Raw genomic sequence first — 11,049 nt, 5'->3', positions numbered from 1 at the left:
ACCTTGGCGGCCGCCAGTGGGGTGCGTAGGTCGTGGCTGACCGCCGAAAGCAGAGACCGCCGCAGCTCGTCGGCCCGCACTATCGCCTCGGCGCGGCTGGCTTCCTCGACGAGTTCACGCTGGCGGATCAGCCCCGCGGCTTGCCTGGCCACCGCGCCCAGCACCCGGCGATCCCGGGCCGACAGCTTGCGGCCGGCCATCAGCATCCAGAACTCCTCGTCGCCCACCTCGATGGCCGTGTCCGCCGAATCGACGGCGGTGCAAGGGTCATTCCCTACCGAGGCGACCACCTCGCGTGAGCCGTCCACACCCTCCCGCAGCATGCTGACCGCGCGCTGCGAATAGGTCTCGCGCACACGTTCCAACAGCGTGGACAGGTCCGCGCCCCGTAGCACCGATCCGGCGAACAGCGTCAACAGCTCTGCCTCCTGGGAAGCCAACCGCGCTTCCCTGGCGCGCTTCGTAGCGCCGTCGACCAGCACGGCTACCGCGACGGCGATCAGCAGTAGCACCAATTCGGTGACCGCACTGTCGGGTTCGGAGATGGTGAAACTGTGTCGCGGTGTGATCAAGTAGTAGTTCAACAGCGCACCGGACAGAACCGCTGAAAGTGCTGCGGGCGCAACGCCCCCCAACAGGCCAACCAGCAGCACACCGACGAAGAACAAGGCGCTCTCACCGCCGGTGTTCAAGAACGAGTCCAGCACGCTCACCGTTACGGCGCAGATTGCCGACGGTACGGCGACCGCCGCCAGCCACGATGCCACACGGCGTTCCCGCGGCGATGCGGTGACGGGCCGTGCGCTACGCGCAGGTTCGTCATGGGTGACAATGTGGACGTCGATCTTGCCGGATCGCTGCACGACCGCGGCTGAAATGCCCTCGGAAAACAGGCGCGCCCACCGCGACCTGCGTGATGTCCCGATGACCAGCTGGGTGGCGTTGATCTCGCGCGCGAAGTCCAGCAGCGCGTCAGGCACAACATCGCCAACCACCGTGTGCAGCGAGGCGTCCAAACTGTTTGCCAATTCCCGGATCTTGCTCATCCGCGCCTCGGAAAGACCGGCCAATCCGTCGCCGCGCAGCACATGGACCACCATGAGCTCAGCACTCGACTTTGAGGCGATCCGGGACGCGCGTCTGACCAGCGTCTCAGACTCCGGGCCCCCGGTGACAGCGACCACGACCCGCTCGCGGGCCTCCCACATGTCGGTGATCTTGTTCTCGGCGCGGTACTTCGCGAGCGCGGTGTCAACCTGATCAGCCAGCCACAACAACGCCAACTCCCTCAACGCGGTGAGGTTCCCGCGGCGGAAATAGTTGGACAGTGCGGCATCGATCTTCTCAGACGCGTACACATTTCCGTGGGATAGCCTGCGCCGCAGCGCTTCCGGCGTGATATCGATCAGCTCGACCTGGGCGGCCTGCCGCACGATCGAATCCGGGATGGTCTCCTTCTGTTCGATACCGGTGATCTGGGCGACGACGTCGTTGAGGCTCTCCAGGTGCTGAATGTTGACGGTGGAGATCACGGTGATCCCCGCATCAAGCAATTCCTCGACGTCCTGCCAGCGCTTGACGTTTTTGCTCCCGGGCGTATTGGTATGCGCCAGTTCGTCAACCAACACCACCTGGGGGCGACGCGCCAGCACCGCCGGCACGTCGAGTTCAGCGAAGCGACCGCCGCGGTACTCGACGTAACGCGGTGCGATGACCTCGATCCCGTCCAGCAGCTCGGCGGTCTTTGCCCGCCCATGGGTCTCGACCACAGCGGCCGCCAGATCGGTGCCGCGCTCCAACCGCCGGTGCGCCTCGCCGAGCATCGCGTAGGTCTTGCCGACGCCCGGTGCCGCACCGAGATAGATGCGCAGCTCGCCGCGCTTGGGGCGGTGGTCTGTGACGCTGGAAACGTTCACGTCAACAATCATCCACCCATCCGCTAGCTTGCGACCGGATACCTGCTGTCCAATGCCAGGTTGAGCTGCAGCACGTTGACGGTTGGTTCGCCGAAAAAGCCGAGCATCCGGCCGGTGCGGTATTGCGCCACCACCTGGCGGATCTGATCCGCGCTCACGTGACGGGCCCGGGCCACCCGGACGATCTGGATGTCGGCGTAGGCCGGTGAGATGTCCGGATCGAGACCGCTGCCACTGCTGGTGACGGCGTCAGCGGGAACCCGTGGCTCGCCCGAAGCGCCACGTACCGGCACGATCAAGCCGCTCGAGTAGTCCTCGCCGAACCTCGCGCATTCGACATGGACACCGCGATAGCTGTCCACGAACGGTTGACCGGTGGACGCGCATGGCTCATTGATGCTGACCACCCGCGTCGGGTGGACCACGTCACCTCGCGCATCGCGCGGGCCCATCACCGACAGCACCGCCCCAACCCCGCTGCCCGTGCAGAACGGGCGCGACCCGTCAACGCCCTCCTGCTTGCCGATCGCCACGCTGCGGGAACACACCAAGGTCAGCAGGCTGGGCTTGAATCCGGCGTCGGAGAGGCTGGCACCGGCGGCCAACTTGGCCGGGTCGGCGGGGGTGTCGACGACGCTCTCGGGACCGAGGTTACTGCCACCGCTCGACATCGGGTCGTAACCGGCACCAGCGGCCGAGGGGCGCGCCTGAAAGTATTGCGGCAGCGGGCTTCCCGTGGCGTCGGTGAACAGCTGGCCGATCAACTTGCTTCCGACCGCCTTGCCGCCGACGCTGATGATTGATCCTTCGGCCTTGGCGTGCAATCCGGGGAGCAGGGCGACCAGCCAGATCAGCAGCGGGTAGCCGAGTCCCAGTAGCACGGTGAAGACGAGCAGCGCGCGCAATGCGGCGCCGTAGCGGCGAATGATGTTGGTGATGTTCATGTCAGGCGATCCCGGGTAGTAGTTGAACCACCAAGTCGATGAGCTTGATACCGATGAACGGAGCGACAATACCGCCCAAGCCATAGCGATAAAGGTTGCGGCTGAGCAACTTCGACGCACGGCTGGGCGTATAGCGAACACCGCGCAACGCCAGCGGGATCAGCGCCACGATGACCAACGCGTTGAAGATGACCGCGGACAGAATCGCCGACTGCGGGCTGTGCAACCGCATCACGTTGAGCAGGTCCAGCCCGGGGAAGAGCGCGACGAACATCGCCGGGATGATCGCGAAGTACTTGGCGATGTCGTTCGCGATGGAGAACGTGGTCAAAGCGCCGCGGGTGATCAGCAGTTGCTTGCCGATCTCGACGATCTCGATGAGCTTGGTGGGATCGGAGTCCAGATCGACCATGTTTCCGGCCTCTTTGGCCGCTGACGTGCCCGTGTTCATCGCCACGCCGACGTCGGCCTGGGCAAGAGCTGGGGCGTCGTTGGTGCCGTCGCCGGTCATCGCCACCAGGCGACCGCCCTGCTGCTCCTGCTTGATGAGCATCATCTTGTCCTCGGGTGTGGCCTCGGCCAGGAAGTCGTCGACGCCGGCTTCCTCCGCAATCGCCTTGGCAGTCAACGGATTATCCCCGGTGATCATGACCGTGCGGATGCCCATCAGGCGCATCGCCTCGAACCGGTCGCGCATACCCTGCTTGACCACGTCTTTGAGATGGATGACACCAAGCACCTCAGCCTGCCCGGCGTCACCGATGCGGCCCACCACCAGGGGAGTCCCGCCGGCCGCGGAGATGCCGTCGACGATGTCACCGAGTTCGGCGGGCACCGTCCCGCCGTGGCTGCGAACCCAGTCGGCGACCGAACTCGCCGCCCCCTTGCGCAGCTGCCAGCCGTCCAGGTCTACGCCCGACATCCTGGTCGACGCGCTGAACGCGACCCAGGATGCGGTGGTGAGCTCCCCGGGTGTCCGCGCCCGTAACCCGTGCGCGGTCTTGGCGTACACCACGATCGAGCGGCCCTCGGGCGTCTCATCGGCGAGACTGGAAAGCTGTGCGGCATCGGCTAATTCGTCGGTACTGATGCGAGCCACCGGAATGAACTCGGATGCCTCCCGGTTGCCCAGCGTGATCGTGCCGGTCTTGTCCAGCAGCAGGGTGTTGACGTCACCGGCCGCCTCGACCGCACGCCCGGACATAGCCAGAACGTTGCGCTGCACCAGCCGGTCCATGCCCGCGATACCGATGGCGGACAGCAGCGCCCCAATCGTGGTGGGAATCAAGCAGACCAGCAGTGCGACCAGGACGATGCCGCTGATGCCGTTGCCGGTGAGGCCGTCCGTGTCCGGCACCCCGGGGTTGTTGGCCTTCGAGTAGATCGCCAATGGCTGCAGCGTGGCGACTGCGAAGACGAAGATGATGGTCAGCGCGGCCAGCAGGATGTTGAGCGCGATCTCGTTGGGGGTCTTCTGCCGGTTCGCGCCTTCGACGAGTGCGATCATTCGGTCGACAAAGCTCTCGCCCGGCTTCTGGGTGATCTTGACGACGATCCGGTCCGAAAGCACGGTGGTGCCGCCCGTCACCGCTGACCGGTCGCCACCGGATTCCCGGATGACCGGTGCGGATTCGCCGGTGATCGCCGACTCGTCAACCGACGCAATGCCTTCCACGACATCACCGTCGCCGGGGATCACCTGGCCCGCCGTAACCACCACGATGTCGCCCTGCTGCAACAGGGGCGCGGCGACTTCTTCGTAGGCACCCGGCGTTCCGGGAACCCAGTTCCGCAATCGGCGCGCAACGGTATCGGCCTTCGACTTGCGCAGCGTGTCGGCTTGGGCCTTGCCGCGGCCCTCGGCGACGGCCTCGGCCAGGTTGGCGAAAAGTACTGTCAGCCAAAGCCAGAACACCGTCAGCCAGCTGAACCAGGTCCCGTCGCCGAACGCCAGCACCGTCGACCACACGGCGCCGATCTCGACGATGAACATCACCGGATTGCGCCACAGCGTCCGCGGATCGAGCTTGCGCAGGGCATCGGGCAGCGACTTGATCAGGAGCACCGGATCAAGCAACCCGCCCCGCAGCTTCTCACCAGGTCCTGGTCCGGCGTCACCCGGGCGTCGTGCGGCGGAAGTGGCGGAGCCGGCGGAAATCTGTATGGTCGACACTTCAGTGGATCCCTTCGGCGAGCGGCCCGAGCGCCAGCGCAGGCAAGAAGGTGAGAGCAACGAGGATGACGGTGACCCCGACCACCAGGCCGACGAATTGCGGTCGGTGAGTGGGCAGGGTCCCACTGGACTCCGGGGTGGCGCCCTGCCGGGCGAGCGAACCGGCCAGCGCAAGTACCAGGATGATCGGCAGGAAGCGGCCGACGAGCATGGCCAGGCCCAAAGCCGTGTTGTACCAGGCGGTGTTGGCCGACAGCCCGGCGAAAGCCGAGCCGTTGTTGTTGGCCGCCGAGGTGAATGCGTAGAGCACTTCGGACAGACCGTGCGGCCCGGTGTTGGCCATGCCGGTGCGTTCGCCGGGCAGCGCGATCGCGAATGCGGTGCCGATCAACACGATCAGCGGGGTCACCAGGAAATAGCTTGCCGCCAATTTCATTTCGCGCGGTGTGATCTTCTTACCCAGGTATTCCGGCGTCCGGCCAACCATCAGCCCGGCGACGAACACGGTGATCACGGCCAGGATCAGAATGCCGTACAGGCCCGAACCCGTGCCGCCCGGCGCCACCTCACCGAGCTGCATGTTGAACATCGTCATCATGCCGCCCAGGCTGGTGTACGAGTCGTGCGTCGAGTCGACGGCGCCGGTAGATGTCAGCGTGGTGGCATCGGCAAAGATCGCCGAGTCGGCAACGCCGAAGCGCTGTTCGACTCCTTCGCTGGACGCACCCACCGCGGTCGGGACCGTGCCGTGATGCTGCAGCTGGAACAGCATCATCACCACAACGCTGAGCCCGGCCATCACCCCGACGATCGCGGCGATCGCGTAGCCTTGCCTCTTGCTGCCCACCATGCGGCCGAACGTGCGCGGTAGCGAAAAACCGATGACCACCAGCAGGAAGATCTCGATCCAGTTGGTCCACGAGGTCGGATTCTCAAACGGGTGGGCGGAGTTGGCGTTGTAGAAACCGCCGCCGTTGGTGCCGAGTTCCTTGATCGCTTCCTGGCTGGCGACCGGACCGCCGGGGATGGTCTGCTGCGTGCCGGACAGCGTATTCACCACCTGGTCGTGCAGGTGGAAATTCTGGATGACGCCCCCGGCGACCAGGACGGCGGCACCAATGACGGCGATTGGCAACAGGATTCGCAGTGTGCCCCGGGTCAGGTCCACCCAGAAATTGCCGAGTTCTTCGGTGCGATGCCGCGCGAATCCCCGCACCAGGGCCACCGCTACGGCCATACCCACCGCGGCGGATACGAAGTTCTGCACCGCCAAACCGGCCATCTGCACCAGGTGCCCCTGGGTCGACTCGCCGGAATACGCTTGCCAGTTGGTGTTTGTGACGAAGCTGACCGCGGTGTTCCACGCCAGCGCCGGGGTCATTCGGGTGGACGGGTCGGACAAATGCAACGGCAGCCGGTTCTGCACCAGCTGCAAAAGGAACAGGAAAATGACGCTGACGGCGGAGAACGCGAGCACGCTACGGGCGTAGGTCCGCCACGTCTGCTCGGCGTCCGGGTCGGCGCCGATCAGGCGGTAGATGAATCGCTCAGAGCGGGAATGCTTTTCGGAGCTGTACACGCGGTACATGTAGTCGCCCAGCGGTACATGCACCGCCACGATCGCAACGATGAGCGACGCCAGGAACAGCGCACCGGCTGCGGTTTGGCTCATCAGAATCTCTCCGGGAAGAGCAGCGCCGCGACAAGCAGCAAGGCGACCGCAACGGCCAGGATCAGGCCAACCGTGTTTGCGATACTCACAATTCCAACTTCAGCAATCCGCCGAGGGCAGCGAACACCGCGACGGTCAGTACGAGATATATGACGACAGACATGGATCCTTCGATCGTTCTGCGGGCAACAAGTAGCGCCCCTGCCAGGGCGACACTGCGACGCTAGGCGCGCGCGACGGCCGCGGAATGGCGCCTTAACGGTTTCTTTACGACTTGGGCCGCAACCCTTACGGTCCCCGCGCGTCTGCTCACCACAACCCGGAGCTACTCCCCGTCGGGCGGTGTCTCCAGCATCGGTAGTCGCACCCGGAAGACCGTCAATCCGTTTTCGGACTCCGCGGAGACCGAACCGTGGTGGGCCTTGACGATCGAACTGACGATGGCCAGGCCCAAGCCATGACCGGAACCATTGGACCGTGCCTTGTCGGCCCGGACGAACCGCTCGAACAAATGCGGCAGCACATCGGGATCGATGTCGGGCCCGTCGTCGGCGACGGTCAGTTCCGCATACGGCCCGCTCGGGCCGTATCGGTGGCTGGTGACGCCCGTTGTCACGGTGACGCCCGGGGGGGTGTGTACGCAGGCGTTGGTGAGCAGGTTGCTCAACAACTGGTGCAACCGGGCGTGGTCGCCGTTGATCCACACCGGCTCGTCGGGCAACTCCTTGACCCACTGGTGCGTCGGCGCGGCCACCGCCGCGTCGTTGACCGCGTTCGCCACCAGATCGGTGAGCTCGAGGTCCTCGGTCTGTAGGTCTTCGCCCTCACCCAGGCGGGACAGCAGCAGCAGCTCGTCAACCAACGACGCCATCCGACGGGCCTCCGATTCGATGCGCGCCAGCGCATATTCCGTGGTCGGCGGCAGGTCGGAACTGTCCTGACGGGTCAGCTCGGCGTAACCCTGGATGGCGGCCAGCGGCGTCCGCAACTCGTGGCTGGCGTCGGTGATGAACTGCCGCATCCGCAGGTCGGACTCCACCCGATGCGCCAGCGCGCTGTCGACGTTGTCCAACAGGCGGTTCAGGGTGTGTCCGACGATGCCGACCTCGTTGTCGGGGTCGGTGTCCTCGGGCCGGACTCGGACACTGATTTGGTGGTCGTCGCCCACCAGCGGCATCGCCGCGACCTCTGCCGCCGTCGCGGCGACGCGACTCAACGGCCGAAGCGCATAGCCCACCACCCACGCCGTCAGGAAGGCCGTGATCACCAGGGCAGTCGCGACCAGCACGGTGGTGGTGAGTTGCTTGCGGGAGATGATCTGGTCGGCGATGCTCAACGAGACACCCACGACAAGGCGGTCGGATCCGACGGTGCGGCTTTCCACCTGATGAGGGCCCAGGCTGCCCAGGTTTTCGATACGCGAGCCGCCATCGGTCCAGTCCTGCGCCTCGATGGACCGGATGGCATCGGGTGGGGCCACGCGTGGTTCGTCTTCGGAGAAGACGGCCGATCCGACCACTTTGCCGTCGCGCAGCACCGCGATCAGGTTGCCGGGCGTCTGTCCGGTGAATTCCAGCAGCGCCTGGGAGACCGGTGGGATGCCGGTGTGCACCGAGGTGTGCTCACCGTTTCGGTACCTGGCATAGGAGTGGCTGAAGGCGTGCATCGATTCGGTGACCTCGGCGTCGTTCATCGCCGTGACGTAGCCGCGCAGGCTCAGCACTGAGACGGCTCCCACCGCCACCAGGACGAGGGTCACCACCGTTAATACGCCCAACAACAACTGCTTACGCAGGGAACGGGGGAGCCACCGCGGAATGTTGCGGTCCCCCGTCATTCAAGAACTCATTCCGGTGGTCGGAGCATGTATCCAATTCCACGTACGGTGTGGATCATCGGCTCTCTGTCGGCGTCGATCTTCTTCCTCAGATACGAAATGTACAGGTCAACGATGCTGGTGCGGCCGGCGAAATCGTAGTTCCAGACCCGGTCCAAGATCTCGGTGCGGCTCAGCGCGCGACGCGGATTGCGCATCAAGAATCTCAACAGCTCGAACTCGGTCGACGACAGCGAAATCGGGGTGCCCCCGCGGGTGACCTCACGGCTGGCCGCGTCGAGCTTGAGGTCACCGACCTTGAGGGATTCGTCGGCGGGCGGGGCGAGGTGGCTGGACCGTCGCAGCAGGCCGCGCAGGCGCGCAACCAATTCCTCGAGGCTGAACGGCTTGGTCATGTAGTCGTCGGCGCCGGCGGTCAGGCCGGTGACGCGGTCCATCACCGAATCGCGGGCGGTGAGAAACAGGGTGGGCGTGTAGGTCTCGGATTCGCGAACTCGCTGCAGGATCTGCAAGCCGTCCACGTCGGGCAGCATGATATCCAGGACGAGCACGTCGGGATTGATCCGGTCGAACTTGGCGATTGCCTCGCGCCCGTTGTGCGCGATCTCGACATCCCAGCCCTCGTAGTGCAGTGCCATCTTGACGAGGTTGGTAAGGGCGGGTTCGTCGTCAACCAGCAACACCCGGATAGGTGAACCGTCGGCCCGGTTTATCCGGGGAAGTTGCCCCAGAATCGCCTGCCGCGGACGTTGGCTACGCGTATATCCAGACACTGCTGTCATAGTTGCTGATTGTTTCAAGCACATATGCGCTTGTCACCGAGTTCATAGGGTTCTCAAATCAATGTTCTACGGGTACCCACTGGCGCGTCGAGCAACCTTCCCGTGGGACGCAGCGTAATTCTCCGTTCGGCACGGCAGCAAAGGTGTGCCGATTGCCACAGCTTCACGTCTACGTCGGCGCTCTAGCCCGTGACTACGTTGGGCCTTGCTTCTTCTATGTCTTTCCTGTGGATGGCATGTGAAGCGGACAACACTACTCGTCATTCGGGAGGACATTTCGATGGATTTCGGGGCGCTACCGCCGGAGGTCAATTCCGGTCGCATGTATACGGGGCCGGGATCAGGGACGATGCTGGCGGCTGCCGCGGAATGGGAGAGGCTGGCGGCCGAACTCGATTCAAGCGCCAGCGCCTACAGTTCGGCGATTTCCAGCCTGACCGACGAGTCTTGGGTGGGGCCGGTGTCCCAGACGATGGCGGCCGCCGCGACACCGTATGTGGTGTGGATAGGCGCCACGGCCAGTCAGTGCGAGCAGGCGGCGGGCCAGGCCGCGGCGGCCGCCACGGCCTACGAGTCTGCGTTCGCGATGACGGTTCCGCCGCCGGTGATCGCGGCCAACCGGAGTCAGTTGGCGACCCTGATGGCGACCAACATCTTCGGCCAGAACACCCCGGCGATCGCGGCGACCGAGGCCGACTACGGCGAGATGTGGGCCCAGGACGCCGCGGCGATGTACGCCTATGCTGCGGGATCGGCGAATGCAACCGAGTTGACGCCGTTCGCGTCACCGCCGCAGACCAGCAATGGCCCGGCCGGCATGCAAGCGCAGATGGCGGCGGTGACGCAGGCGTTGCAGAGCTTTGCCGCACCGGGCTCATCTGGCGGTGCGCTCACCACGTTGGCGACCGGCGATGGTGCGACGGCCGCGACGTCCGTGGCCGGCGCCCCGCTGAGTGCACTGGCCGGGCTCACCGGGGTGTCAGGGAAAAGTGCTCTCAAGGGGGCGGGCGAAAGCGTGGGCGCCGTGCAGAGCGCCGTGGCCGGCTTGTCCGCGCTCAGTGGTGGCCAGCTGGGCCTCATCGAGGACACGACCGGACTTGCGATGGACACCGTCGGGTTGGCCGGCTTGGACGGCGGTGGTCTCGGATTGGACTTCGCAGGCGTTGGGCTCGACTTTCTGGGCGCCGACGAGTTGACCGAATCGAGCGGCCTGGGCGCGCTGGGCGCGGTGGCGCCCGAAGCGCAGGCGAGTGTGGGTGAGGCGGCGTCGCTGGGCACCTTGTCGGTACCCCAGAGTTGGGGCGAGGCGCTGTCGGCGGCGCCGGTCACGCCGGTCGGATCGTTGGTGTCGGCCGGCGAGCATGCGGGTGGCACATCGACCGTCGCGGCGGGCGGCACGAACCTGCCGCGGCTGCCGCTGTCCGGGATGATCGGTCGCGGCGAAAGCGCGGTCACGCGAATCGGCGTGCGTGCCAACGTAATTCCGCATTCGCCGCTCGGCGGTTAGACGGATCGCAGACAGCGAGGTGGCCGCACACCTGGCGGCGTGCGGCCACTTCGTGAGTTGCTGTCAGGCCCAGCTGGACCCAACGGCGCTGTCCGTCTGCGCCATGTTGTTGCCGGCGCTCTGGATCTTCTGGCCGTGGGCGTTGGCCTGCTCGTAGATCACCTGGAAGTTGCGGCCCAACTGGGCGATGAACTCCTGGCAAGCCACCGAACCGGCGC

8 protein-coding genes and 1 pseudogene are annotated in these 11,049 nt (G+C 65.5%); 1 reads left to right on the top strand and 8 read right to left on the bottom strand.

All coding sequences use genetic code 11. From position 1 onward, the window contains the following. The 7 genes from A9X01_RS03100 to A9X01_RS03070 all read right to left on the bottom strand — a co-directional run. On the bottom strand, positions 1 to 1,928 hold a 1,928-nt coding region (locus tag A9X01_RS03100), incomplete at its 3' end, for a sensor histidine kinase (protein ID WP_065119243.1). Positions 1,929 to 1,939: 11 nt separating this feature from the next. Next, positions 1,940 to 2,860, bottom strand: coding sequence for a potassium-transporting ATPase subunit C (locus tag A9X01_RS03095; protein ID WP_065119240.1), 921 nt, complete (start codon positions 2,858 to 2,860; stop codon positions 1,940 to 1,942). 1 nt (position 2,861) lies between these two features. After that, positions 2,862 to 4,949, bottom strand: a complete 2,088-nt coding sequence (gene kdpB, locus A9X01_RS03090; RefSeq protein ID WP_253848904.1) for a potassium-transporting ATPase subunit KdpB — start codon at positions 4,947 to 4,949, stop codon at positions 2,862 to 2,864. An 85-nt stretch (positions 4,950 to 5,034) separates the two neighbouring features. Next, the gene (kdpA, locus tag A9X01_RS03085) at positions 5,035 to 6,705 is read right to left on the bottom strand and encodes a potassium-transporting ATPase subunit KdpA (RefSeq protein ID WP_065119239.1); all 1,671 of its coding nucleotides are present in this window, start codon (positions 6,703 to 6,705) and stop codon (positions 5,035 to 5,037) included. Then, positions 6,705 to 6,794 (bottom strand): potassium-transporting ATPase subunit F, encoded by a 90-nt coding sequence (locus A9X01_RS03080; RefSeq protein WP_065119238.1) that lies wholly within the window; start codon positions 6,792 to 6,794, stop codon positions 6,705 to 6,707. Before A9X01_RS03080 ends, kdpA begins: the two co-directional genes overlap by 1 nt. A 236-nt stretch (positions 6,795 to 7,030) precedes the next feature. Then, entirely contained in the window at positions 7,031 to 8,542 is a 1,512-nt protein-coding gene (locus A9X01_RS03075; RefSeq protein ID WP_065119237.1) for a sensor histidine kinase, read from the bottom strand. 8 nt (positions 8,543 to 8,550) lie between these two features. Next, positions 8,551 to 9,324, bottom strand: coding sequence for a response regulator transcription factor (locus tag A9X01_RS03070; RefSeq protein WP_036364084.1), 774 nt, complete (start codon positions 9,322 to 9,324; stop codon positions 8,551 to 8,553). A gap of 280 nt (positions 9,325 to 9,604) precedes the next feature. Here A9X01_RS03070 and A9X01_RS03065 point away from each other — a divergent pair, with 280 nt between their 5' ends. Further along, entirely contained in the window at positions 9,605 to 10,831 is a 1,227-nt protein-coding gene (locus A9X01_RS03065; RefSeq protein ID WP_065119236.1) for a PPE family protein, read from the top strand. A gap of 63 nt (positions 10,832 to 10,894) precedes the next feature. Here the strand turns inward: A9X01_RS03065 and A9X01_RS03060 are convergent. Beyond that, a pseudogene (locus tag A9X01_RS03060) lies at positions 10,895 to 11,049 on the bottom strand (type VII secretion protein EsxI); the annotation flags it as partial.

The organism is Mycobacterium asiaticum, assembly GCF_001668675.1.
Classification (GTDB): domain Bacteria; phylum Actinomycetota; class Actinomycetes; order Mycobacteriales; family Mycobacteriaceae; genus Mycobacterium; species Mycobacterium asiaticum_D.
This window is presented reverse-complemented; position numbering and strand designations above follow the sequence as displayed.

Coding starts and splice junctions, on each gene's coding strand:
- A9X01_RS03095 (WP_065119240.1), bottom strand. CDS start 2,860: ATGAACATCACCAACATCATTCGCCGCTACGGCGCCGCATTGCGCGCG.
- kdpA (WP_065119239.1), bottom strand. CDS start 6,705: ATGAGCCAAACCGCAGCCGGTGCGCTGTTCCTGGCGTCGCTCATCGTT.
- A9X01_RS03075 (WP_065119237.1), bottom strand. CDS start 8,542: ATGACGGGGGACCGCAACATTCCGCGGTGGCTCCCCCGTTCCCTGCGT.
- A9X01_RS03070 (WP_036364084.1), bottom strand. CDS start 9,324: ATGACAGCAGTGTCTGGATATACGCGTAGCCAACGTCCGCGGCAGGCG.
- A9X01_RS03065 (WP_065119236.1), top strand. CDS start 9,605: ATGGATTTCGGGGCGCTACCGCCGGAGGTCAATTCCGGTCGCATGTAT.